At 59.3% G+C, this 22,815-nt stretch carries 21 protein-coding genes; 8 read left to right on the top strand and 13 right to left on the bottom strand.

Going from position 1 to position 22,815, the window contains the following annotated elements:
• Window positions 1–43 precede the first annotated feature (43 nt).
• The 5 genes from ACR0AI_RS15040 to ACR0AI_RS15020 all read right to left on the bottom strand — a co-directional run bounded on the left by ACR0AI_RS15040 (window position 44) and on the right by ACR0AI_RS15020 (window position 5,327).
• Entirely contained in the window at window positions 44–1,345 is a 1,302-nt protein-coding gene (locus tag ACR0AI_RS15040) for an NAD(P)/FAD-dependent oxidoreductase (RefSeq protein ID WP_480675300.1), read from the bottom strand.
• Window positions 1,342–2,160, bottom strand: coding sequence for an ABC transporter permease (locus ACR0AI_RS15035; RefSeq protein WP_170375678.1), 819 nt, complete (start codon window positions 2,158–2,160; stop codon window positions 1,342–1,344). Before ACR0AI_RS15035 ends, ACR0AI_RS15040 begins: the two co-directional genes overlap by 4 nt.
• Window positions 2,157–3,047, bottom strand: a complete 891-nt coding sequence (locus ACR0AI_RS15030) for an ABC transporter permease subunit (RefSeq protein WP_170528328.1) — start codon at window positions 3,045–3,047, stop codon at window positions 2,157–2,159. The genes ACR0AI_RS15035 and ACR0AI_RS15030 overlap by 4 nt, the downstream gene beginning before the upstream one ends.
• Window positions 3,047–4,174: an ABC transporter ATP-binding protein gene (locus ACR0AI_RS15025; protein WP_170375680.1), complete on the bottom strand. Its 1,128-nt coding sequence runs from the start codon at window positions 4,172–4,174 to the stop codon at window positions 3,047–3,049. Before ACR0AI_RS15025 ends, ACR0AI_RS15030 begins: the two co-directional genes overlap by 1 nt.
• Window positions 4,175–4,241: 67 nt before the next feature.
• Window positions 4,242–5,327, bottom strand: coding sequence for a polyamine ABC transporter substrate-binding protein (locus ACR0AI_RS15020; protein WP_170375682.1), 1,086 nt, complete (start codon window positions 5,325–5,327; stop codon window positions 4,242–4,244).
• Between the two features lie 142 nt (window positions 5,328–5,469).
• Here ACR0AI_RS15020 and ACR0AI_RS15015 point away from each other — a divergent pair, with 142 nt between their 5' ends.
• Together ACR0AI_RS15015 and ACR0AI_RS15010 are read left to right on the top strand one after the other, a co-directional pair.
• The gene (locus tag ACR0AI_RS15015; RefSeq protein ID WP_170766770.1) at window positions 5,470–6,153 is read left to right on the top strand and encodes a GntR family transcriptional regulator; all 684 of its coding nucleotides are present in this window, start codon (window positions 5,470–5,472) and stop codon (window positions 6,151–6,153) included.
• Window positions 6,154–6,228: 75 nt separating this feature from the next.
• Window positions 6,229–7,626, top strand: a complete 1,398-nt coding sequence (locus ACR0AI_RS15010) for an aspartate aminotransferase family protein (RefSeq protein ID WP_475218331.1) — start codon at window positions 6,229–6,231, stop codon at window positions 7,624–7,626.
• A gap of 71 nt (window positions 7,627–7,697) precedes the next feature.
• On the opposite strand, the gene ACR0AI_RS15005 is transcribed toward ACR0AI_RS15010, so the two are convergent.
• The 5 genes from ACR0AI_RS15005 to ACR0AI_RS14985 form a co-directional block, all read right to left on the bottom strand.
• Window positions 7,698–9,014: a lytic murein transglycosylase gene (locus ACR0AI_RS15005; protein WP_480675303.1), complete on the bottom strand. Its 1,317-nt coding sequence runs from the start codon at window positions 9,012–9,014 to the stop codon at window positions 7,698–7,700.
• Window positions 9,015–9,100: 86 nt separating this feature from the next.
• A complete protein-coding gene (gene nagA / locus ACR0AI_RS15000; protein ID WP_480675305.1) occupies window positions 9,101–10,258 on the bottom strand; it encodes an N-acetylglucosamine-6-phosphate deacetylase in 1,158 nt (385 codons plus the stop codon).
• A complete protein-coding gene (locus ACR0AI_RS14995; protein ID WP_480675307.1) occupies window positions 10,255–11,286 on the bottom strand; it encodes an SIS domain-containing protein in 1,032 nt (343 codons plus the stop codon). The genes nagA and ACR0AI_RS14995 overlap by 4 nt, the downstream gene beginning before the upstream one ends.
• Before the next feature lie 8 nt (window positions 11,287–11,294).
• Window positions 11,295–12,059 carry a GntR family transcriptional regulator gene (locus tag ACR0AI_RS14990; protein ID WP_170638126.1) on the bottom strand — a complete coding sequence of 255 codons (765 nt, stop codon included), beginning with the start codon at window positions 12,057–12,059 and terminating at the stop codon, window positions 11,295–11,297.
• Window positions 12,059–12,946 carry a glucosamine kinase nucleotide-binding domain-containing protein gene (locus ACR0AI_RS14985; RefSeq protein ID WP_480675309.1) on the bottom strand — a complete coding sequence of 296 codons (888 nt, stop codon included), beginning with the start codon at window positions 12,944–12,946 and terminating at the stop codon, window positions 12,059–12,061. The genes ACR0AI_RS14990 and ACR0AI_RS14985 overlap by 1 nt, the downstream gene beginning before the upstream one ends.
• 156 nt (window positions 12,947–13,102) lie before the next feature.
• Between ACR0AI_RS14985 and ACR0AI_RS14980 the strand changes: the two genes are divergently transcribed.
• The 6 genes from ACR0AI_RS14980 to ACR0AI_RS14955 all read left to right on the top strand — a co-directional run bounded on the left by ACR0AI_RS14980 (window position 13,103) and on the right by ACR0AI_RS14955 (window position 19,117).
• Window positions 13,103–13,984, top strand: a complete 882-nt coding sequence (locus ACR0AI_RS14980; protein ID WP_480675311.1) for an N-acetylmuramic acid 6-phosphate etherase — start codon at window positions 13,103–13,105, stop codon at window positions 13,982–13,984.
• A 31-nt stretch (window positions 13,985–14,015) separates the two neighbouring features.
• The gene (locus ACR0AI_RS14975) at window positions 14,016–15,266 is read left to right on the top strand and encodes an ABC transporter substrate-binding protein (protein ID WP_480675313.1); all 1,251 of its coding nucleotides are present in this window, start codon (window positions 14,016–14,018) and stop codon (window positions 15,264–15,266) included.
• 64 nt (window positions 15,267–15,330) lie between these two features.
• The gene (locus ACR0AI_RS14970; RefSeq protein ID WP_170459957.1) at window positions 15,331–16,245 is read left to right on the top strand and encodes a carbohydrate ABC transporter permease; all 915 of its coding nucleotides are present in this window, start codon (window positions 15,331–15,333) and stop codon (window positions 16,243–16,245) included.
• 10 nt (window positions 16,246–16,255) lie between these two features.
• Entirely contained in the window at window positions 16,256–17,095 is an 840-nt protein-coding gene (locus tag ACR0AI_RS14965) for a carbohydrate ABC transporter permease (protein WP_480675315.1), read from the top strand.
• On the top strand, window positions 17,092–18,120 hold the full coding sequence (locus ACR0AI_RS14960) for a Gfo/Idh/MocA family protein (RefSeq protein WP_480675317.1): 1,029 nt from the start codon (window positions 17,092–17,094) through the stop codon (window positions 18,118–18,120). Before ACR0AI_RS14965 ends, ACR0AI_RS14960 begins: the two co-directional genes overlap by 4 nt.
• A 1-nt stretch (window position 18,121) precedes the next feature.
• Window positions 18,122–19,117, top strand: a complete 996-nt coding sequence (locus tag ACR0AI_RS14955) for an ABC transporter ATP-binding protein (protein WP_170471518.1) — start codon at window positions 18,122–18,124, stop codon at window positions 19,115–19,117.
• 2 nt (window positions 19,118–19,119) lie between these two features.
• On the opposite strand, the gene ACR0AI_RS14950 is transcribed toward ACR0AI_RS14955, so the two are convergent.
• From ACR0AI_RS14950 to ACR0AI_RS14940, 3 genes are all read right to left on the bottom strand, one after another.
• The gene (locus tag ACR0AI_RS14950) at window positions 19,120–20,379 is read right to left on the bottom strand and encodes an aminotransferase class V-fold PLP-dependent enzyme (protein WP_480675319.1); all 1,260 of its coding nucleotides are present in this window, start codon (window positions 20,377–20,379) and stop codon (window positions 19,120–19,122) included.
• Between the two features lie 146 nt (window positions 20,380–20,525).
• Window positions 20,526–21,632 (bottom strand): LysM peptidoglycan-binding domain-containing protein, encoded by a 1,107-nt coding sequence (locus ACR0AI_RS14945; RefSeq protein WP_480675321.1) that lies wholly within the window; start codon window positions 21,630–21,632, stop codon window positions 20,526–20,528.
• A 40-nt stretch (window positions 21,633–21,672) separates the two neighbouring features.
• Complete coding sequence (locus tag ACR0AI_RS14940; RefSeq protein ID WP_480675322.1) at window positions 21,673–22,782, bottom strand: LysM peptidoglycan-binding domain-containing protein; 1,110 nt, start codon at window positions 22,780–22,782, stop codon at window positions 21,673–21,675.
• Window positions 22,783–22,815 lie beyond the last annotated feature (33 nt).

Below are 22,815 nucleotides of genomic sequence, written 5' to 3'. Positions count from 1 at the left end.
TCAAGCGCCGATGGGTTGTTTCTGCAAAGCCTTTTGCAGTGGATCACAGATCGGCCAACCCCATAGCGGCATAGGCGGGCGGCATCAGGGCGCGCCGCCACCAGCCCAAAGGAAAGCGCCGGGCGGTCTCGGACACAACCTTTGGCAATTCGCTGGTCTGACCCAGCGCCAACCGCCCCAGGGCCCGGCCGCTATAGGTGCCCATGGCGACCCCGTTGCCATGATAGGCAAAGCCCGCAAACATCCCTGCCTGCCCCGGAACCGGCCCGACAAAGGGCACCAGATCGCGCGACATGCACACCATGCCCGACCAGATATGAGTGACGTCTACCTCGGCCCACGCCGGGAACATGTGCTTGAAGTCGCACTGCACTTGCGTGCGGATCGCTGCCTCGGATTTGGGTGAGGACAGCAGCCCGCCCCGCATGCCAAACAGGAACCGACCGTCCGGCATCAGGCGGAAATAGTGCAAGAGATTGCGCGTATCGTAGGACATCTGATCCGAGGTCCAACCCTGCGCCTCCTTCTCGCCCGGCGTCAGAGGACGAGTGACCAGCACCGTGGATTGGGCAGGCATGTAACGAGCCGACATCCAAGGCGGGATATCTTCGCTGGAGTACCCATTGGTGCAGACCAACACTTTGTCGGCTCGGATTTGGCCCTTTGGTGTTTGAACAGCAAAGCCTGACGCGGTCTTCTCAATGCTCAGAACGGGGCTGTTCTGAAAAAACATTGCGCCTTGCGCCTGCGCGGCTTGGGTTAAACCAAAAAGGTATTTCCGGGGATTGAGGCCGAAGCCGACAGGTGTCGTGTACCCACCATGGAACGGCCCGTTCAGGCCTAGACCGGGTAGATCGGTAGCTTCATGCAGTATGCCTTGATCTTCGGCCTTGCGCCTCAGCGCCTCCATCGCGCGGCGGGAATGGGCCAGTTGCGTCTCACCTTTTGAATGCCGATCCACGTCGATCCCATAGCGGTCCAGAAGGCTTGCGACGAGTTGCACCGCGTCGCTTTCAGCTTCGGAATAGGCTTGCGCGGAAGCTTCACCATAGCGACGACACATGGCCTTGTAGCTGAGTTTTGATCCCCCCAAACAGCAGAACCCACCATTGCGTCCTGAAGCCCCCCAACCGGGTGTTTCGGCTTCACACACAGCGACGGACACGGCGGCATCCGCCAGATGCAGCGCGGCCGAAGCTCCGGTGAAGCCGCCGCCGATGATGGCAACATTAACCTGCAAATCACCCTGCTGCTCGGGCCAGTCGGGGGCGGCTATAGTTTCATCCCACCAGCACCCCTGCCTTGGCCCATCGCCATAGGTGTAGTCTGGAAATATCCGCTTCATTCGGCGCGCACGGCGGCCATCTCATCCTGCTTTTGCCGCATCATGGCACGCTTGGTGACCAATGAGGCGGTGATGACGCCGATAGTCACAACCGCGATCATGAGAGTCGACAGCGCGTTAATCTCAGGGCTGACACCAAGCCGCACGGCCGAGAAAATCTTGATCGGCAAGGTCGTGGCAGACGGACCCGAAGTAAAGGACGCGATCACCAGATCATCCAGAGACAGAGTAAACGCCAGCAGCCAGCCTGAGATCACCGCCGGTGCGATGATCGGCAGGGTCACCAGACGAAACGCTTGCGCGGGCGAGCAGCCAAGGTCCAAGGCGGCCTCTTCCAGCGACTGGTCAAAGGTCACAAGACGCGAGGAGACAACCACCGACACAAAGCACATCGAAAAGGTCGTATGGGCCAGAACGATGGTCAGAATCCCCCGGTCCAATCCGATGCCGATGAAGAGTAGCAACAGCGAAAGACCTGTGATCACCTCTGGCATGACCAGCGGCGCATAGATCATTCCCGAGAACAGGGTGCGGCCAAAGAAGCGCCCTCCGCGAACGAGGACATAGGCCGCGGCGGTACCCAGAATGGTTGCCAGCGTCGATGAGAACACCGCCACCCGGATCGTCACCCATGCCGCGTCCAGAAACGCTTCGTTCTGGGCCAACTCTCCGTACCATTTGGTCGAGAACCCAGCCCAGACAGTGACCAGTTTGCTTTCGTTGAAACTGAAGATGATCAGGATGATCATCGGGATGTACAGGAACGCGAACCCCAGTGTCAGGGAAACCGTGTTGAACCAGCTTAATCTGTTCATTTCTCAGCCTCCGCCTGTTTCTGCTGATTGCGCTGGAACAGCACAATCGGCACCACGAGGATCAGCAGCAGAACCACCGCCACCGCGCTTGCGACCGGCCAGTCACGGTTTGAGAAGAACTCCTCCCACAGGACCTTGCCGATCATCAGGGTGCCCGAGCCGCCCAGAAGTGAGGGGATCACGAACTCACCGATCACCGGGATCATGACAAGGAAACAGCCCGCAATGATGCCGGGGCGCGACAAGGGGATCGTCACCAGCCAGAAGGCCTGAAGGCGCGAGCATCCAAGATCCTCGGCGGCTTCGATCAGTGACTCGTCCATGCGCTCCAACGACGAATAGATCGGCAGGATCATGAACGGCAGATAGGTGTAAACGATGCCGATATATACCGCCGTGTTGGTGTTCAGAATCGTCAGCGGGGTCGAGATGATACCCGTCCACAGCAAGAGCTGGTTCAGATACCCTTCGTTCGACAAGATACCCATCCAAGCGTAAACGCGGATCAGGAACGAGGTCCAGAACGGCAGGATCACCAACATCATCAGTGTCGGGCGCCACTCAGCAGGCGCGCGCGCCATGCCATAGGCAATCGGATATCCCACCAGCAGCGTGAGAAAGGTTGAGATCAGGGCGATCTTCAGGCTGGAGAGGTAGGCCTTCCAATACAGGTCATCCTCGGTCAACCAGACGAAATTCTCAAAATCCAGCTGGCTGAAGAAATCCTTGATCCCGGCCCAACCCTGCGACAGGTCCAAGGTCGGCGTGTAGGGCGGGATCGCCAGTTCCGTGTCCGAGAGTGAGATTTTCAGGACAATGAAAAACGGCACCAGAAACAGCGCCAACAGCCAGACATAAGGAACTGCGATCAGCAGCGCGCGGCGCATCAGCTTGCCAACAGGACCGCAGCCGTCGCTGTCCAAGACAGCCAGACCGGGTCTTCCCATGTGAATGACCGACGCGAGATGCGGCGGGTATTGGCCGTTTGCGCCTTGATGATCGTGCCGTTCGGCAGCTCGACATGATAGGTCGAGAGGTTGCCCAGATAAGCGATATCCAACACCTTGCCCTGCACGGCATTGATTGCCTCGGCAGGGCGGTCGGTTGAGATCGTCACCTTCTCGGGCCGGATCGCCAGATGGCAGGCCTGACCCTCCGAGAAGCCGTTCGCCGAGGTTGCCGTCAGCGGAGCCTGCCCTTCGGCCCAGTCGATCCGATAGGTTTCCTCACCATTCGCAGTGGCGTGGCCTTCGATGATGTTTACGTCGCCGATAAAGTCAGCAACATAGACCGAGTTCGGGTTTTCATAGATGCGATCGGGCGTGGCGACCTGCATCAAGCGACCTTGATCCATTACCGCCACGCGGCTGGCGACGGTCATGGCTTCCTCCTGATCGTGGGTAACGATCACAAAAGTCGTGCCGGTCTTCTCCTGAATATCCATCAGTTCGAACTGCGTGTCCTGTCGCAGTTTCTTGTCCAACGCACCCAGAGGTTCGTCCAAGAGCAACAGCTTAGGCGCCTTCGCCAGCGACCGCGCCAGCGCGACCCGTTGCCGTTGACCGCCCGAGATCTGATGTGGCTTACGGCGTGCAAATTGCTCGAGCCGGGTCAGGCGCAGCATCTCTTCCACCCGGTCCTCAAGGTCATGCTTGGGCATGTTGTCCCGACGCAGACCGAAGGCGATGTTTTCCCAGATGCTGAGATGCGGAAACAGCGCGTAGGACTGGAACATCATGTTCACTGCGCGTTTGTTGGGCGGGATCGGGTCAATGTCCTGACCGCCCAAAATGATGTGCCCTTCGGTCGGCGTTTCGAACCCCGCCAGCATGCGCATCATCGTGGTCTTGCCGCAACCCGACGGACCGAGCAGGGCAAAGAATTCTTTCTCAAAAATGTCCAGAGACAGATTGTCTATGGCCGTGAAATCTCCAAACCGTTTGGTAACATTCTGGAATTGGATCAAGGGTTTCGCCTGCGGGTCATCCCACGGCGCAAAGACGTCAGAGTTCAAAACGGCCCCCGTTCGACAATCTGGAAGTGGGCGCAAGGCGATCCCCGCCGCCTTGCGCGAAATCGGATCAGGTGCCCGATTTGATCTTGGTCCACATACGGGTCACAACCCGCTGTGTTTTTGCCGGGTAAGGTGTCGTGATGTAGAGGTTTTGCATCGTCGCATCATCCGGATAGATCGCCGGATCACCGATCACGTCTTCCTCAAGGAACTCTTGCGAGGCCTTGTTGCCGTTGGCGTAGTACACATAGTTCGACGCCGCCGCCATGTTGTTGGCATCAAGGATGAAGTTCAGGAACTTATGCGCGCCTTCCGGGTTCGGAGCGTCCGCCGGAATAGCCATCTGGTCGAACCACATCAGCGAGCCTTCTGCGAAGGGGTGGTATTCGATCTCAACGCCGTTGTCGGCCTCGGCCGCACGGTCGCGGGCCTGCAGAATGTCACCCGACCAACCAACTGCAACGCAGATATCGCCATTGGCCAGCGCGTTGATATATTCCGAACTGTGGAATTTCTGGATGTAAGGGCGCACGCCGGTCAGAACTTCCTCGACCTTCTTGATGACGTCCGGGTCATGGCTATCCGGGTCCTCCCCCAGATATTGCAGTGTCATCGGGATCATTTCAGCGGGGGCATCCAGGAAATGCACTCCGCACTCGGCTAGTTTCTCCATGTTTTCGGGTTTCAGCACCAAATCCATGCTGTTCAGCGCAACGTCATCCCCCAGCGCTTCTTTCACCTTTCCGACATTCACACCAATGCCCGTGGTGCCCCACATGTAGTTGATCGAATAAGCATTGTTCGGGTCGTATCCGGCAGTACGCTCCTGGATGACATCCCAAAGGTTGCCAGCATTGGACAGCTGAGCCGTATCCAGTTCCCGGAATGCTCCGGCCTGGATCTGGCGCTGAAGGAATGTACCCGAGGGCACCACGACATCATAGCCAGAGCCACCGGCCAGCATCTTGGTCTCCAGCAATTCGTTGCTGTCGAACACGTCGTAGATCAGGGTCAGCCCTGTCTCTTCCTCGAACTTCGTTAGAAGCTCCTCGTCGATATAGTCCGACCAGTTATAGACTCGCACCTCTTCGGCGAAGGCCGCCGAAGTCCCCAATGCGAGAACCGCTGTCAGTGTCAGCGTCTTGAACATCATTTTTGTTCTCCCTGCGATTATGGTGGGTATTGTCCCGTTTTTTTGGATTTGATCAAGTTTTGCGTTTTTCGACTTTCTGAACTATGGTTCCAAAAGGTCAACAGCCCGGCAAGTCGGCACCCATCGAGACAAGGCAAACCAATTGGATTTGATCAAAAATAAGGCACCTAAGCCCAATATTGACGCCGGGAAACGGCCCGCGCACGAACAGGTCTACCACACCCTCAAATCTATGATCATGTTCGGCGAGCTGGTCCCAGGTCAGCCCGTCACCATTCAGGGCCTGACTGATTCGCTCGGCGTCGGCATGACCCCCGTGCGTGAGGCGATTCGTCGTCTGATCTCGGACGGCGCATTAGTGTTTCAGGGCAATCGCAGGGTCAGTGTGCCCCTGTTGTCCAGCGGTGATGTTGAGCAAGTGATCTTCGCCAGAATTGCCATAGAATCAGAGCTTTCAAGGCGATCCACCGCCAAAATGTCCGCCAGCGACATTGATCAACTGGAATCAATCGACCAGCAATTGGACCAGATGATCGCGGATGGTGACGTTCATGGCTACCTGCATCTCAACCACAGATTCCACGAAACGCTATATGCACATGCCGATGCGCCCGTTCTGAGCGATTTGGCCGAGCGTCTGTGGCTCCGATTCGGGCCATCCTTGCGTGTGGTCTGCGGTCGCTTCGGCACTCAAAGCCTGCCTGATCGCCATAAGGACATCATCGCAGGGCTGCGTGCCGGGGATGCGGAAAAGGTGGCGAAAGCGACCGCTCAGGATATCGAGCAAGGCATGGAACTGATGATCGAGTCTGCCTCGGACATCTAGAAAACACCGATTCGATTGACAGGAAATAATTTGATCATATTGTGACTCGCAACCACCGTTGCAGGAGTCTTTCGGATGTCCACGATCACAAACCACATGCCCACCGCCGAATTGCAAGCGCTGGATGCCGCCCACCACATGCACCCGTTCTCTGCCAACGGAGCGCTGGGGAAAGAAGGCGCGCGCGTCATCACCCGCGCCAAAGGCGTCTATCTGACAGACAGCGAAGGCGAACAGATCCTGGACGCGATGGCCGGCCTGTGGTGCGTGAATATCGGCTACGGGCGCGATGAGCTGGCCGACGCCGCCGCCCGCCAAATGCGCGAGCTTCCCTACTACAACACCTTCTTCAAAACGACCCACGTGCCCGCAATTGCACTGGCCAACAAACTGGCCGAGCTTGCGCCGGGCGATCTGAACCACGTATTCTTCGCCGCTGGCGGGTCCGAGGCGAACGACACCAACATCCGCTTGGTGCGCACCTATTGGGCCGAAAAAGGCCAGCCCGACAAGAACATCATCATCAGCCGGCACAATGCATATCATGGCTCGTCAGTGGGCTCCGCTTCGTTGGGCGGAATGGCCGGCATGCACGCACAGGGCGGTATTCCGATCCCGAACATCCACCATATCAATCAACCCAACTGGTGGGCCGAAGGCGGTGACATGACGCCCGAAGAGTTCGGCCTCGCCCGTGCGCGAGAACTAGAAGAAGCCATTCTGGAACTGGGCGAAGACCGGGTCGCGGCCTTCATCGCCGAGCCTGTTCAGGGCGCAGGCGGCGTGATCGTCGCGCCCGATACCTACTGGCCCGAAATCCAGCGCATCTGCGACAAATACGATATCCTGCTGATCGCCGATGAAGTGATCTGTGGCTTTGGCCGCACCGGCAACTGGTTCGGATCGCAGACCGTTGGCATCAAGCCTCATATCATGACTATCGCCAAGGGCCTCAGCTCGGGCTATGCGCCCATCGGCGGGTCAATCGTCAACGACGAAATCGCCGAGGTGATCGGCGGCACGGAGTTTAACCACGGCTACACCTATTCCGGCCACCCGGTCGCGGCTGCTGTTGCTCTGGAGAATCTGCGCATCCTCGAAGAAGAAAAGATCGTCGAGCATGTCCGCGACGTCGCCGCCCCATACCTGAAGCAGAAGTGGGAGGCGCTGGCCGATCACCCGCTGGTGGGCGAGGCCAAGATTGTCGGCATGATGGCGTCGATCGCGCTGACCCCGGACAAAGCCAGCCGCGCCAAGTTCGCCTCAGCCCCCGGCACGGTGGGCTATATCTGCCGCGACCGCTGCTTTGCCAACAACCTGATCATGCGGCATGTGGGTGACCGGATGATCATCTCTCCGCCTCTGATCCTGACGACGGCGGATATTGACGAGATGTTTGTGCGCATCCACAAGTCTCTGGACGAAGCGCAAGCCGAGATCATCGCGCAGGGCCTGATGAAGGCGGCCTCCTGATCCGCCCTTCATCTGGCTGAAAATATCCCGGGGGAGACGCCGATAGGCGGCGGGGGCAGAGCCCCCCTCCTCTACCTCAACCGCTCAAGCAAACGAATGGACGCATAGCCATCTGGCAGCAGTCCTTGAGCCAGCTGATAGGCCCGCACTGCATTCACCGTATTCGGCCCGGTGCGCCCATCTATGCCCTGGGTATCAAACCCGGCCTGCGTCAACCGCGTTTGCAATTCCTTTTTCTCGGTAAAACTCAGCACCCGGTCACCACGCGGCCAACTGGCCTGAAACGCAGCATCTCCACTCAAACGATCCGACAAGTGGCCGATTCCGATCACATAGGCATCCGCACCGTTATACGCCTCGATCACGCGGAAGTTGTCAAAGATCATCAGCGCAACGCCCTGCCCGCCCGCAGGCAGCAAGATCGCCGCCCGGCCATGATCGCGCACCGGTTTGCCATCCAGCCCGACCACACCACGTGCCGCCCAGTCAGACGGCGTCAGAGTGTAATCCCTCTTAGCCGTCGCATAGTCGAACCCCCCGGGCAGGCGTACCTCCACACCCCAAGGTTGCCCCTTAGTCCACCCATGTCGGGCCAGATAAGCGGCGGCCGAGGCCAGCGCGTCGGTCGGGTCCTCAGACCAGATATCACGGCGCCCATCGCCATCGAAATCAACTGCGTGGTCCAGATACGAGGTTGGCATGAATTGCGTATGCCCCATTGCGCCAGCCCAGCTGCCCACCATGCGACCCGCACTTACATCCCCAGCCTGAATGATCCGCAAAGCGGCAATCAACTGGGTCTCGAAAAACGAAGCACGACGGGCATCAAAGGCCAAAGTCGCCAGCGAGCGGATCGTCTGGTTGCTGCCACGATACGACCCGAACGAAGTCTCGAGGCCCCAAATGGCAGTCACGACCTCTTTTTCGACGCCATATTGCGCCTCGATCTGCAGCAGGACTTTCCGATGCCGGTCCAATGCCGCGCGACCATTTGAGATGCGTGTGTCCGAGACAGCCGCGTCCAGATATTCCCAGATCGGCTTTGAAAATTCGGCCTGATTGCGATCCCGCTTGATGACCTTTTGGTCATAACTCAGCCCGGACAATGCGTGATCCAATGTCTGCTGAGTAATCCCCTGCGCCATCGCCCGCCGCTGAAACGCGCCGAGCCATGCCTGAAAGCGGGCGTTGCCTTCTACCGACACCCGAACGGCCTCAGCCGAAGGTCGCGGCACCGGCCGGAGGGAGACCACCACATCCGCCGAGGCCAATTGTATCGTATTGTCCAAAAGTCGATTTTCTGACCTTTTGGAAGTTTCTGCTAAACCTGCCTGCATCATGGATGCCCACAATGCGGCGGTCATGACGCCGCCTATGCATTTACGCATTCCGTTTTTTCCTGATTACTGCTCTGGTTCAGGATAGCGCAAGATGGGCGATTTTCAAAGCGCGCAGACCAGTGCCACCGACAGCCTCAGCCGCGGATTTGCTGACCGTCCTGCCAGACGGCCAGCAGGTCCCCCTCAGGGCCGATATGCAAGACATGTGCCAGCGCGCCTCTGGTCAAACGTCCGATCTGACGATTGCCGATCAGATTCGCAGGCACAAGGCTGGTCATGTGCAGGGCTTGTTCAAACGGCACACCGACCTGCTCGGTAAGATTCCGCGCCGCTTGCAGCAATTCCAGATGCGCGCCTGCCAGCGTTCCGTCGGCCAGCGTCAGCCGGTTGTCGTCGCGGAGAATTTCGCGGCCGTTGAGTTCAAACACGCGGATATCCGACCCTGCCGTCGCCATGGCATCGCTGACCAGAAAAATCTCACCGGGTCCCAGCTTGGCATTCAACGCATTGCGGATCATGGCGGGATGAACATGGATCATGTCCGCGATAAGACCCGCCGAGAATTTTCCCTCGGCCAATGCCGCGCCAACGGTTCCCGGCGCGCGTCCTTGCATCTGGCTTTGCGCGTTGAACAGATGCGTCACACAGCGCGCACCAGCCTTTGCGGCGGCAACGCAGACCTCATAACTGGCATCGGTATGCCCCAAGGAGACCAATACGCCGGCCGCCGTCAGTGTTTCAATCTGGGCGTTAGTGACGCTTTCGGGCGCCAGTGTCACTATAAGCACCGGCAATTGGGCGGCGGCCTCAAGCAGGGCCGCGACATCCGCATCCTCCATCGGGCGGATAAAGGCAGCGTCATGCGCGCCTTTGCGGGAGACAGCCAGATGCGGGCCTTCCAGGTGCAGGCCAACGATCCCCGGAACGCCTTGCCGTACGGCCTCAATCGCGGCTGAGATGGCGTTTGCGGTGACCTCGGGCGAATCCGTGATCAAGGTCGGCAGGATCGAGGTCGCCCCGATCTGCGCATGAGCCCCAGCCATGATCTGCAGCGCGTCGACATCCGGCTGGTTGTTGAACATCACCCCGCCGCCGCCATTGACCTGCAGATCGACGAAACCCGGCGCGAGAAGTCCACCCTCCAGCGCGACTGGCACATGCCCAGAGCCAAGTTCCGACATGGGAACGACGCCATCAACCCGCCCACCCCGATGCAACAGCGCGTGGTCTTTCACGATGCCGTCCGGCGTCAGAATATCCGCTCCGATGAGGGCGTGGGTCGTCTCCGTCATACCGTCTCCGTCACCTTCTTGAGGTGCCGGGGGGCATCCGGGTCAATGCCGCGCGAGGCGGCGAAAACCTCGACCATGGAGTAGAACGAAACGATCAGGCTCAGCGCGTCGGTCAGCGGGTGTAGCGTGCGGACATGTTCGACCGGCGACGCAGATTTGACCTTGGTCGTGGTCGCAAAAACGCGGGCCCCTTTGGCGCTGATCGCATCGGCGACCTCGGACAACGCGGATTCCGCAGCATCGGCAGCAGCAAAGCTGAGGACAGGAAACCCTTCTTCGACAATCGAGACCGGCCCATGCAGCACTTCGGCCGAAGAATAGCTTTCGGCATGCAACTGGCAGGTCTCTTTGAACTTCAAAGCCGCCTCGTTGGACATGGCCAGCACCTGCCCGCGCCCCAAGGTGAACAGCGACGCGTTCGCCCCAATCGCAGCCCGTACCTCAGGCCAGTCAATACGCGCAGCCTGCGCCAGCCGTTCTGGTAAATCGCGAATGGCCGCCAATAGCGCCTCATCCCGCGCCCATTCAGCCAAGACCCACAGGCCTGCCACGGCCGAGGACACAAATGTCTTGGTCGCGGCCACACTTAGTTCGGAGCCTGCCTGTATATCAATCGTATGGGCGCAGGATGCTGCCAGCGGAGAGGCCGCGTCATTGGTCAGTCCGATGGTCAGCGCGCCATCACGATCCGCGCTGCGCACCATCGCCAGGATATCCGGGCTTTGCCCGGACTGGGACACGGCCAGACATAGGCTGTTTTGCAACCGAAGCCGCGCGTTGTAGATCGACGCGACAGAAGGCCCAACCGAGGCCACCGGCAGGCCCAACAGGATTTCCGACGCGTATTTGAGATAGGTGCAGACATGATCCGACGACCCCCGCGCCACGCTTGTCAGAAAGGCAGGATCAAGGGTCCGGGCGACCTCGGCGGTGGACGCGATGTCCTTTTGACCTCGGCTGAGCAGCCGTTCGACCACTTCGGGTATCTCGTCGATTTCCCGGCGCATCCGGGTGATCTGTTGTTGCATAGGCTTTCCTAGCTATTTGCAAGGCGCAGTTCGGCCACGAAATCATAGGCATCACCGCGATAGACAGAGCGGGTGAATTCCACCACACGTCGATTGGACAGGAACGAGGTCCGGACGATCCGCAGCCCTGCCACGCCCGGCTCGACCCCCAGAACGGCGGCATCGTTGGCCTCAAGGTTGATCGCTGAAATTCGCTGCATGGCGCGTACCGGGCGGTTGCCATCACGTTCCAGCACTTCATAGAGCGAGGATGTTACGCCTTCGGGATGCGGCAGGATATCGACCGGCAGGGCCGCGTGCTCAATCGCCATTGGCCTGTCATTGGCCATGCGCAGACGCGACAACCGCGCCACCTCTTCGCCCGAGGACAGGGCCAGCGCCATGACCTCTTCCGGTGAGGGTGTGTGGATGCCCCGGTCCAACCACTCGCTGGTCGAATCCAGCCCCCGACGGGTCATGTCTTCGGTAAAAGAGGTCAGCAGAGACAGCGATTGTTCGACCCGAGGCGTTCCGTCCGCCACGAAACTGCCCGAGCCCTGACGCTGCACGATGATGCCACGCTCGACCAGATCCTGCAGCGCGCGCCGGACGGTAACACGGGACAGGCCGGTCAGATGGGCCATTTCACGCTCGCCCGGTAGCGGGGCGCTTTCGGCCAGAACGCCAGCCTCGATGCTTTGCTCAAGTCGCTTGCGCAGCCGTACGTAAAGGGGGCCTGTGGCCTCCTGCAGCCAATCGGCGGGTTTCAGGAATGTCTCGATCGTGTCGCTCATCATCCCGCTCCTACCTTTGCCCGCTCGGCCAGGTGACGCGCCAAAATCAGGGCACCGTCAAGCGGCGAGCCCTTGGCCTCGGTCAGGCAGGCCTGCATGTGAGGCGGCAGATAGTCCGTATAGTGCGGCGCGACCCCGCCGATCATGCAGATAGGCGATCCATCGGTGTGACCAAGTGCACGCAGCCCTTGCGCCAGATAGTCGGCCCCGCCCTGCATCAGTTCCTGCGCCACGGGATCACCACCAGCCGCAGCCGCGATGATCTCGGGGGCGAGGCTTGCGAAATCAGAGGGGATCGCCTGTCCAACAAACGCAACGATTTGCATAGGATCGTCGTCATACTCTGCGCTGATCGTTAGGGTCAGCGTGCTGTGTGGTTGAATGCCGTCCATCGCCAAAAGAACGCGTTGCAGTAGCTGAACGCCTAACCAATTGCCCGAGGCCTGATCGCCGATCAAAGCCCCGTAGCCGCCAATAAACTGCGTTCGCCCATCGGCCTGACGGGCCAGAAAGGATCCCGTTCCAACGCCGATCACAGAACCGTCCTGCGCGCCCAACGCGCCCACAACCGCCGATCTGCGGTCATCTTCGACTTCGACAATCCGCGAGGGCAGACTGCGCGCAACCTCCGACGCCGCAACGGCATCCGTCACCCCAGCCAGCCCTGCATAGGTCGGCATCTCGGCCAGATGTGCTCGGGATAATTGCGCTTTATCGGCCAAGGCCTGCAGCCCCTCATCGAGGGTACGCAGCGCTTTCTGACGATCCGAGAAGGCATTGGCACTACCCAATGTCACCTCGACCCGACCGTCAGGTGTGACCATCGCGAACCGGCATTTTGTGCCACCGCCGTCGATTGCAATCAGGTATTGGAAGGACTCATCCATATAGATACCTTTAGAATACCTTTTGCCGAAAAAAAAGACCTCAGCTTATAGAAACTGAGAATTATCGGCCAAATCAGGGGTTTTTAGCATATTTTTCCAAGGAGAGGTAGACAAAAGGTATTATATAGGTATTACTCTCATCTGGGGAGGAATCAAATGCTGCCGCAAACGGAAATGCTGCGCGACGAGGTCGAAGGGCTCGACCTGAGGCAAAATGCCGACATCCTGGGCTATCTGCTTGAGGCACAGAAGGCGGCATTGCGCGGGCTTGACGGCTGCTTGGATGCCCTTTCAGAGGGAGCCGCCATTCTGACGCAGACTGTGCGCCGGGGCGGCAAGATTTACTACGCTGCAGCCGGTTCGTCGGGCCTGATGGGGCTGGCGGACGGGGCCGAGTTGTCCGGAACATTCGGCCTTTCGCCTGAGACCATGGCGATATGCATGGCAGGCGGGATACCGCAGGGCGCAGCAATGCCCGGTCATACCGAAGATGATGAAACTGCGGCGCAAACTGCGGCGGCCAAGGTACAACCGGGTGACGCTGTAATCGCCCTTTCCGCCAGTGGCAGCACGCCCTATGCCGTCCAATTTGCGCGCCGTGCGCGCGCGCAGGGTGCCAAAGTCATCGGAATCGCCAACAATGCAGAGGCACCGCTGTTCGCCTGCGCAGACTGCGCTATCCACCTGAACACGCCGCCCGAACCCATTGCAGGCTCAACGCGCCTTGGGGCCGCGACGGCGCAGAAAGTGGCTCTTAATATGATGTCCACGCTGATGGGCATTCGCCTTGGGCATGTGCACGACGGGATGATGGTGAACGTCATTGCCGACAACCATAAACTGCGCCAACGCGCCGAAGGGATCGTTGGAAAAATCGCCGGGGTCTCGTTAGAGCAGGCCAGTGATGCACTGACCCGCGCGTCCGGCAACGTGAAACAGGCGATCTTGCTGGCCGCAGGCGCCGAAAGCCCGGAGCGGGCCGAGGCGCTTTTGGCGCAATACGATGGCCACCTGCGCCCAGCACTGAAACAACTTTAAAACCAAACAAAATACCAAGGGAGAAAAGACCATGAAGAAAGTATCACTAAGCGCCGTTTTGCTGGCGTCGTCGGCCCTTGCAGGCGCCGCCTATGCCGAAACGGTTCTGACCATCGAAAGCTGGCGCAATGACGATCTGGCCTTGTGGCAGGAAAAGATCATCCCTGCCTTTGAGGCGCAGAACCCGGATATCAAGATTCGATTCACGCCTTCGGCCCCTGCAGAATACAACGCGGCCCTGAATGCTAAACTGGATGCCGGATCGGCCGGAGACCTGATCACCTGCCGTCCGTTCGACACTTCGCTTGGCCTTTATGAGGCCGGTCACCTGACGAATCTGTCGGATCTGGGCGGCATGGCCAATTTCTCGGACGTGGCGAAATCTGCGTGGCAGACTGATGACGGCGCGGCGACCTTCTGTGTTCCCATGGCCTCGGTCATTCACGGTTTCATCTACAACAAAGACGCCTTCAACGAGCTGGGCATCGAAGTCCCGACAACCGAGGCTGAGTTCTTCGCCGCGCTCGACAAGATCAAAGAGGACGGCACCTATATCCCAATGGCCATGGGCACCAATGACCAGTGGGAAGCGGCCACCATGGGCTACAACAACATCGGCCCGAACTACTGGAAAGGTGAAGAAGGCCGCCTGGCTCTGATCGAAGGCTCACAGAAGCTGACGGATGAGGCATGGGTTGCACCCTATCGCCAATTGGCGAAATGGGGTGAGTACATGGGCGACGGGTTCGAAGCCCAGACCTATCCGGACAGCCAGAACCTGTTCACTCTGGGCCGCGCAGCCGTCTATCCGGCAGGCAGCTGGGAGATCAGCGGTTTCAACAATCTGGCCGATTTCGAAATGGGTGCGTTTAAGCCTCCGGTCCAGAATGCGGGCGATGAGTGCTATATCTCGGATCACACCGATATCGCTATCGGCTTGAACGCCGCGTCACCCAACGCAGAGGCTGCGCGCACCTTCTTGGATTGGGTCGGCTCGGAAGAGTTCGCAACCATCTACGCCAACGCCCTGCCCGGCTTCTTCTCGCTGTCCAGCTTTGACGTCGCGATGGACGACCCGCTGGCGCAGGAGTTCGTAAGCTGGCGTGGCGAGTGTGGCTCGACCATCCGCTCGACCTATCAGATCCTGTCGCGCGGCACGCCAAACCTTGAGAACGAGACCTGGAACGCCTCGGCTCAGGTCATCAAGGGCGAAGAAAGCCCCGAGGACGCGGGGCAGCGCCTGCAGGATGGCCTCGCCTCCTGGTACGCACCGCACCAATAACCACTCACGAAACCAACGGGTCCGGCCTTCGGGCCGGACCCACCCAGAACAGTCGAGGCACAAGATGGGCAACAGCCGGATCAAATGGCACATAGTGGTGTTCCTTGCGCCCGCCGTGCTGGTTTACACTGCCGTGATGATCCTGCCGCTTTTCAACACGCTGCGGCTGGCGCTTTATACCGAGGTCGATCAATCCCGCGTCTTTGTCGGGCTGGACAATTTCCGTACCCTGTTCGGCGATCCCTTATGGTCGGATGCGTTCTGGAATGCGTTAGGTAACAACTTCTGGTTTTTCTTCATTCACATGCTGGTGCAGAACCCGATCGGCATCGCTCTGGCCGCCATGCTCAGCCACCCGCGGCTGAGGTTTGCCGCTTTCTACCGCTCGGCCATCTTCATTCCGACAATCCTGTCTTTCGTGATCGTTGGCTTTGCCTGGAAACTGATCCTGTCGCCGATCTGGGGCATTGCGCCGGACATGCTGGCCGCTGTTGGCCTGAAATCCCTCTATGCTCCGTGGTTGGGGAAAGAGGAGTATGCCCTGACCACCCTGGCGCTGGTGTCGGTCTGGCAGTTCGTCGGTATCCCGATGATGCTGATCTATGCTGCCCTGCTGTCGATCCCCGAAGAAATCCTTGAGGCCGCCGAGGTCGAGGGCATCACTGGCATGGCCGCCTTCTGGAAGATCAAACTGCCGCTGATCCTGCCGTCGATCGGCATCATCTCGATCCTAACCTTCGTGGGGAATTTCAACGCGTTTGACCTGATCTATGCTGCGCAAGGCGCGCTGGCGGGGCCCGATTTCTCGACCGATATTCTGGGCACCTTCATGTACCGCACCTTCTTCGGGTTCCAGCTGCAGCTTGGCGATCCGCATATGGGCTCGGCCATCGCGACGGGTATGTTTGCGATCATCCTGACTGGCGTCTGCGTCTATCTGTTCCTGATCCAGACCCGCATCCGCCGGTATCAGTTCTGAGGGCCTAAAGATGAACAAAGCCCGCAGAAACCCGTTCAATATCGCCGCCATGCATGGCGCGCTGATCCTGTACACCCTGATCGCGCTGTTCCCGGTCTTCGTGATCGTGATCAACAGCTTCAAGTCCCGCAAAGCGATCTTTCGTGAGCCGTTGGCCCTGCCGGATGCCGAGACATTCTCGATGATTGGCTATCAGACGGTGATGAAACAGGGGGATTTCTTCCTCTACTTCCAGAACTCGATGATCGTCACGGTGGTCTCGCTGTTCTTCATCCTGCTCTTCGGCGCGATGGCGGCCTTTGCCCTGAGCGAGTACCGCTTTCGCGGCAACACCGTAATGGGCCTCTATCTGGCCTTGGGCATCATGATCCCGATCCGTATCGGCACGGTCGCCATCCTTGAGATGATGGTCGCGACCGGGTTGGTGAACACGCTGATGGCGCTGATCTTGGTCTACACCGCGCAGGGCCTGCCACTGGCCGTCTTTATCTTGTCCGAGTTCATGCGGCAGGTCAGCGACGATCTGAAAAACGCGGGGCGCATTGATGGCCTCAGCGAATACACGATCTTCTTCCGACTGGTTCTGCCGCTTGTGCGTCCAGCCATGGCGACGGTGGCGGTGTTCAACATGATCCCGATCTGGAACGATCTGTGGTTCCCACTGATCCTGGCCCCAGCCGAGGAAACCAAGACACTGACGCTGGGCAGTCAGGTCTTCATCGGGCAGTTCGTCACCGACTGGAACGCGGTTCTGTCCGCGCTCAGCATGGCGATCTTGCCGGTCATGGTTCTCTATGTCATCTTCTCGCGGCAATTGATCCGCGGCATCACTTCGGGGGCGGTTAAATGATCCGAGTCCTCATCGCAGGTCTGGGCAATATGGGCCTCAGCCACGCGCGAGCGCATCACCATCATACCGACGCGCAGATTGTTGGTCTGGTCAATCGCTCGGGCCAGGTCGATCAGTCGGAGTTGCAGGGATATCCCGCCTTCTCCGACTTCCACACCGCTCTGGCAGAGACTGCACCTGATCTGGTGGTCATCGCGACCTACTCCGACAGTCACGCCGACTATGCCTGCGCCGCGATGGAGGCGGGCGCGCATGTGTTTGTCGAGAAACCTCTGGCCACCACGGTCGAGGATGCGCGCCGCGTTGTCGCCAAAGCGGCCGAGACGGGGCGCAAACTGGTGATCGGCTATATCCTGCGCCACCACCCCTCGTGGATGCGATTGATCACTGAGGCACGCGGCTTGGGCGGGCCTTACGTGTTCCGCCTGAACCTCAACCAGCAATCCACCGGCCCGACTTGGGAGACGCATAAGGCGCTAATGCAGACCACCTCGCCGATCGTCGATTGTGGCGTCCACTATGTGGATGTGATGTGCCAGATCACCGACGCCCTGCCCGTACGGGTCAACGGCATGGGCCTGCGCCTGTCGGATGAAATCGCCCCGGATATGTATAATTACGGCCAGTTTCAGGTGGTGTTCGAGGACGGTTCGGTCGGCTGGTACGAGGCCGGATGGGGCCCGATGATGTCCGAAACCGCGTTCTTCGTGAAAGACATCGTCTCACCCAATGGGGCCGTTTCGATCACCGAAGGTAACAAGGGTGCCTCGGACGATGTGGACGGGCACACCAAAGTGGGCGGCATTCTGGTGCATCGCCCGGATGGGGACAGTCTGATCGAAATGGACGGCGAACCGGGCCATCAGGAGCTGTGCGATGCAGAGCAAGCCTACATGCTGCGCGCCATCGCCGAGGATATCGACCTGACCCGCCACATGAGCGATGCGGTGCAATCCCTGCGGATCTGCCTGGCGGCCGATGAAAGCATTCGAACCGGACAGCCGGTTGACCTGAAGGAGGCGTGACGTGACCGCCCTGAAGCTGAGCAAAGTGTGTAAATCCTTCGGGCCGGTTGAGGTGCTGAAGAACATCGACCTGACCGTCGAGGAGAACGAATTCGTGGTCTTCGTCGGCCCCTCGGGCTGCGGTAAATCGACCTTGTTGCGGGTGATTGCAGGGTTGGAGGATGCAACCTCAGGCACGGTCGAAATCGACGGTGAGCAGGTCAATACCGTGCCCCCGGCGAAACGCGGGCTCGCGATGGTGTTCCAGTCATACGCGCTATACCCGCATCTCACGGTGCGTGGAAATATGGCGCTTGGGCTTAAACAGGCTGGGCACCCGAAGGATGAAATCTCGCGCCGCATTTCCGAGGCCAGCCGGATGCTGTCGCTTGAGGACTATCTGGAGCGCCGTCCCGCCGAACTCTCAGGCGGCCAACGGCAACGCGTCGCCATCGGACGTGCGATTGTGCGCAACCCGAAACTGTTCCTGTTTGATGAGCCGCTGTCCAATCTGGACGCCGCCCTGCGCCTGAACACACGGGTCGAGATCGCCAATCTGCACCGACAGATTGACGCCAGCATGATCTACGTGACCCATGATCAGACTGAGGCGATGACACTCGCCGACAAGATCGTGGTTCTGCGGGATGGACGCGTGGAACAGATCGGCAGCCCAATGGACCTCTACAACAACCCCGCCAACCGCTTTGTGGCCGAGTTCATCGGCTCCCCCGCCATGAATTTTGTCCCGGCGGATATGATCGGCGGACCAAAGGGCACCTATTTCGGCATCCGTCCGGAATACGCCACCCATTCTGAAACCGGGGCTCTATCCGGCACCGTGGTGCATGTGGAAAACCTGGGTGCGGATACGAACATCATGGTCGATATCGGAACCGGAAAACCCTTCACCATCCGCGCCTTCGGCCAACACAGGGTTGAGCCGGGCGCGCAGACAGGGATCGCGTTCGATCAGGCCAACGTCCTCGCTTTTGGCGAGGACGGGCAGAGACTTTAGCGCTACGCGTCTTCCCCAAGCTCTTTGACGGCGGCCAAGAGGCGGGCGATTTCCTGTTCCGTGTTGTAGTGACAGAAGGAAATGCGGATGCAGTCTGATAGTCCCAATGGCCCTAGCACATTGCCCGAGTAATGGTCGGCCTTGCGCGTATGGGTTCGAATGCCCTGCTGGTTCAGCGTCTCGACTACGTCTTCGGATGCCTTGCCTTTGACCACGATCGATACCAGCCCCTCTCGCGCTGGGTTGTCGGCCCCGGCCAGAATGGTGACGTGAGCCATATCGCGCAGACCGGGCAGGTTGCCGGTACCGTTGATGGCGGTGTTGGTCAGATGAGTTTCGTAGGCGTGAATGGCACGACCCGCAGCCTCGATCCGCGCGCGCGGGTCGGTCTCGTCCGATACTTCCCCGCCCAGCCAGTCGAAATAGGACACCACATCCGAGACCGTCGCATAGGAACCTGCGTCGCGGGTGCCGAACTCCCACCCTGTTGCGGGGGCGTCGATCAGCATGTCGTGGGGCGTATGGGTCAGCCGGTCAGAGATCCATGCAATCCCGTATCCGTGGCGCGAGAACACTTTGTAAGGTGAGATCGCATAGCCATCGACGTTGTACGCATCCAGATCGAGCTGCCCATGGGCCGCATGCTGGATGCCGTCGACGATGATCATGCAATCCGGCGCAACCGCCCGGATCGCAGCCGAGATCGCGGCCACATCCATGCCCATGCCCGTCACCGGTGAGGCATGCAGGATCGTCGCCACCGCCACATCCGGGGTCATCAGTGCGGCGTAGTCCTCAGCCGTGACCAGACCCGTATCGTTGTCATGCGGCACGTTCACATAGTCGAGCCCTGCAATCTCGGCCCAGCGGCGCGCGGCGCTGCGGGTGGCCGGGTGCTCGATGGAGGACCCGATCACTTTGGCCCGTTTGGGTGCGGCCAGACACGCGGTACGGATCAAGCGGAACAATAGCTCGGTGCCGCTTTCGCCGGCAAAGAACTGGCCGCTTGAGGCGTTCATGAACACGCCCAGATCCTGCTTGGCCTTGTTGATCACATTCTGCGTGCCCTGCCCCGCAGGGTTGATACGGCCCGGATTGTCCGGGATCGCCGCATAAAATGCTGAGGTCTCAGCCACCGATTTCAAAGTCAGGGCGCCGCCTGCATTCTCAAAGAAAATGCGTTCGCCCTGAAACGGGCAAGTTTCGACATGAGCGAACCTGTCGCGAATGGCATCAATAAGCGCGGGGTTGTCTTGGATCATGAGTCAGTCCTGTGGAAAGTCAGAGCGTTCGGACAGCTTGCACAGGCGTGCCGAACAGATCGAATTCAAACACCGGTTTTGTCTTCATGACAAGAAAAAGGGCCGGTTGAAACAACCGGCCCTTCTGCGTCAGTTGAACCGAGGGATCAGTTCGAACCGGCGTTCAGCTTTTCGTTCTGCTCGCGCAGCGTGTCCGAGATGATGGCGTACCATTCGCCGGACTGGCGCATCTCGTTCAGACCTTTGTTCATCATCGCGATGTATTCGCGGGCAAACGGGTTCGAACGGTGGGCCAGGAAGCTCATCGACGACAGGGTGGACACATAGGGGTTTTCAACGATGTCTTCCGAGGTCAGGCCCATGTCTTTCATAGTTGCCGCAAACAGCTCCACCTCGAAGGCAGCGACGTCGGCAGTGCCGGTCAGAACCGCATCCAGACACTCACGCGCCGAGTTGGGATGGATCAGATTCAGGTTCTTGCTGTTCAAGCCAACCTCTTCCAGAACTACCATGCTCCAACCCTGCATACGGCAAAGGGTTGCGCCTTCGAGCTCCGCGAATGTGGTCGCGTTGGTGTATTTGCTTTCGGGCAGCGTGAAGAAGCCACCAACAACGTCATAGACCGGAACGGTCCCGACGAACTGGGTACAACGAGCCTCGGTTGCTTCGGACCATTCGTAGGACCGGTTGGTGCAGTCCGGTAGGGTCCACGCGATCGAAATGTCGAACGCGCCCAACGGTAGCAACGTGTCCAGGTGCGAGGTCCAGTCATCCACGAAGCTGACCGAGAAGTCGCGGCTGTTGCCAGCGCGCTGCAGGCTGGTTGTTGCCAAACGGGTCATAATGCCGCCGCCACTCAGACCTTCGGTGGTGAACGGTTCCCAACCGTTGCCAGCAACCATCTTGATCGGTGGCGCATAAACGTTTGACCGTTTCACGCTAGCCGCGCGCTCTTCTTCCGCCGCGATGATTTCCTGCGCCGACTGCCCGTTGGGCAGGCTGCCATCCTCACACGGCAGAGCCAGGACCAGGCCGGGCTCTAGCGAATTGGGGTTGGTGATCTCGTTGCGGTTCGCGTTGAAGATCGGCTGATAGTTCGATGTGCCATAGGCTGCGATGGCGATGGTTGCCATCGTGTCGCCGTCCTGCACGGTGTAGTTTGAACAGGCTTCCTGCGCTGCTGCAGCACCTGCGGAGAGTGTGAGGACGGCGGTTGCCGTCATCACTTTGGTATTGAGTTTTTCTCTTAGCATTTTTTATTCCTCCCATAAGTTGGAATGTGGAGATGAGGTTTCAGTTGATTGCGTCTAGCAGTCTTTCGTTATGCTCATTCAGGCTATCCGAGATGATGGCGTACCATTCCCCGGTTTCACGCATTTCGTTGAGGCCCTTGTTCATCAGGGCAAGGTATCTTTGACCCTGAGGATTGGACCGGTGAGTAATGAAGCGAAGGGACGACAGCGTCGAGACATAGGGGTTCTCGACCAGGTCGTTGGCATTCAGGCCCATTTCGCTCATGGCGTCTGCGAACAGCTGCAATTCGAACGTGGCGATGTCGGCTGTTCCAGTGATGACCGCATCCAGGCATTCCCGTGCGGTGGCGGGCTGCACAACCGTCATGGTGTCGTCGCGCAGCAAACCTTCTTGCTCCAGATCGTGCAAAGGCCAGCCTTCCATACGGCAGATCGTGGCGCCGTGCAGGTCGTCAAAGCTGGTGGCTCCGGCGTATTTGCCCTCGGGCACGCTGTAGAAACCGAACACGATGTCGTAGACTGGGGCCGAGGCGTGGAACTGCGTGCAGCGGACCTCGGTCTCCCATGACCATTCATAGCTGCGGTTGGTGCAGTCGGGGATGTTCCAGGCCATCGATACATCGAACGCACCCAGCGGCAGCAGGGTTTCGATATGCGAGTTCCAGTCATCCACGAAGCTGATCGAGAATTGCTCGTTATTGCCACCACGCTGCAGCGTTGTGGTGCCCAGACGGGTGATGAACCCGCCACCGTTCAGGGTTTCATCCGCGAACGGAGCCCAGCCATTGCCGGTCACCAGTTTGATCGGCCGTTTGAACGCACTGCTCTGCGCAGAGTTTGCAAAACGCTCCTGCTGCGCCGCGATGATGTCGCTTGCGCTCTGACCGTTTGGTAGGTTTCCGTCCTCACAAGGCAGGACCAGAGACAGCCCAGGATCCAGCGCGTTGGGGTTGCTGATCGCATCGCGGTTCGCGTTGAAGATGGGCTGGTAGTTGGACGTGCCATACGCGGTCAGCGCGATGGATGCCATGGTATCGCCGTCCTGCACGGTATAATTCGTACAGGCTTGTTGGGCGGCAGCGGCTCCGGCACTGACCGTCAATACGGCAGCGGTTGTCAGCGCAACACTATGGAGCGTGAAGTTGGGCATTCGGTGTTTTCTCCAGATAAAATTTGAGATGGC

This window comes from Ruegeria sp. BG3, assembly GCF_056538485.1.
The sequence above is the reverse complement of the archived record's forward strand: the minus strand, read 5'-3'. Positions and strand labels throughout refer to the sequence as shown.

Excerpts from the sequence above, each read along its gene's own strand:
- ACR0AI_RS15040 (WP_480675300.1), bottom strand. The coding sequence starts at position 1,345 with ATGAAGCGGATATTTCCAGACTACACCTATGGCGATGGGCCAAGGCAG.
- ACR0AI_RS15035 (WP_170375678.1), bottom strand. The coding sequence starts at position 2,160 with ATGAACAGATTAAGCTGGTTCAACACGGTTTCCCTGACACTGGGGTTC.
- ACR0AI_RS15030 (WP_170528328.1), bottom strand. The coding sequence starts at position 3,047 with ATGCGCCGCGCGCTGCTGATCGCAGTTCCTTATGTCTGGCTGTTGGCG.
- ACR0AI_RS15020 (WP_170375682.1), bottom strand. The coding sequence starts at position 5,327 with ATGATGTTCAAGACGCTGACACTGACAGCGGTTCTCGCATTGGGGACT.
- ACR0AI_RS15010 (WP_475218331.1), top strand. The coding sequence starts at position 6,229 with ATGTCCACGATCACAAACCACATGCCCACCGCCGAATTGCAAGCGCTG.
- ACR0AI_RS15005 (WP_480675303.1), bottom strand. The coding sequence starts at position 9,014 with ATGCGTAAATGCATAGGCGGCGTCATGACCGCCGCATTGTGGGCATCC.
- nagA (WP_480675305.1), bottom strand. The coding sequence starts at position 10,258 with ATGACGGAGACGACCCACGCCCTCATCGGAGCGGATATTCTGACGCCG.
- ACR0AI_RS14995 (WP_480675307.1), bottom strand. The coding sequence starts at position 11,286 with ATGCAACAACAGATCACCCGGATGCGCCGGGAAATCGACGAGATACCC.
- ACR0AI_RS14990 (WP_170638126.1), bottom strand. The coding sequence starts at position 12,059 with ATGAGCGACACGATCGAGACATTCCTGAAACCCGCCGATTGGCTGCAG.
- ACR0AI_RS14985 (WP_480675309.1), bottom strand. The coding sequence starts at position 12,946 with ATGGATGAGTCCTTCCAATACCTGATTGCAATCGACGGCGGTGGCACA.
- ACR0AI_RS14980 (WP_480675311.1), top strand. The coding sequence starts at position 13,103 with ATGCTGCCGCAAACGGAAATGCTGCGCGACGAGGTCGAAGGGCTCGAC.
- ACR0AI_RS14975 (WP_480675313.1), top strand. The coding sequence starts at position 14,016 with ATGAAGAAAGTATCACTAAGCGCCGTTTTGCTGGCGTCGTCGGCCCTT.
- ACR0AI_RS14970 (WP_170459957.1), top strand. The coding sequence starts at position 15,331 with ATGGGCAACAGCCGGATCAAATGGCACATAGTGGTGTTCCTTGCGCCC.
- ACR0AI_RS14965 (WP_480675315.1), top strand. The coding sequence starts at position 16,256 with ATGAACAAAGCCCGCAGAAACCCGTTCAATATCGCCGCCATGCATGGC.
- ACR0AI_RS14960 (WP_480675317.1), top strand. The coding sequence starts at position 17,092 with ATGATCCGAGTCCTCATCGCAGGTCTGGGCAATATGGGCCTCAGCCAC.
- ACR0AI_RS14950 (WP_480675319.1), bottom strand. The coding sequence starts at position 20,379 with ATGATCCAAGACAACCCCGCGCTTATTGATGCCATTCGCGACAGGTTC.
- ACR0AI_RS14945 (WP_480675321.1), bottom strand. The coding sequence starts at position 21,632 with ATGCTAAGAGAAAAACTCAATACCAAAGTGATGACGGCAACCGCCGTC.
- ACR0AI_RS14940 (WP_480675322.1), bottom strand. The coding sequence starts at position 22,782 with ATGCCCAACTTCACGCTCCATAGTGTTGCGCTGACAACCGCTGCCGTA.